This is a genomic window from Xanthomonas pisi DSM 18956 (assembly GCF_001010415.1).
In the GTDB taxonomy this organism is placed as follows: Bacteria; Pseudomonadota; Gammaproteobacteria; order Xanthomonadales; family Xanthomonadaceae; genus Xanthomonas; species Xanthomonas pisi.
In genome coordinates this window covers 1-384 of the sequence record NZ_JPLE01000311.1, presented here as the reverse complement: position 1 = coordinate 384, position 384 = coordinate 1, and the positions used below count along the sequence as shown (strand labels likewise).

Genomic DNA, 384 nt, shown 5'->3' with positions numbered 1-384 from the left:
TTCTGCCTTGACTTCTGGATCAACCATTACTTCTTCACGATTTTCGGTTGAGTCCTTCTCTTCTGCTTTCACTTCAACTTCATCCTGATGAGCAGCTTCAGTACTCTCTTCGTTCAGAAATTGTTCGAGCGCAGGGATCAGTGATTTCAGCTGTTCAACAGCATTATCACGCGCTTTACCTTTTAACGGTTTTGGCATGTCTAAATCCTCGTTGGATGGTGTTACAGTCGTCAAACAAAGATGGTCAAAGCAACGACCATCCAGCACCCGTGCACCTGGTACTCGACCAACGTCCACGAGAGCAATGTGGTTGCCGCGAAGAGTTGTCTGCACCACTTCATACGGCTGCCCGTCAAACTCTCCAGACTGTATGATGAATTCACA

1 protein-coding gene is annotated in these 384 nt (G+C 47.1%); it reads right to left on the bottom strand.

The genetic code is table 11. The annotated features are described in order from the left end of the window. Positions 1 to 384, bottom strand: a 384-nt coding sequence (locus Y887_RS19885) for a DUF2213 domain-containing protein (protein WP_046965677.1), incomplete at both ends; no start/stop codon positions are given.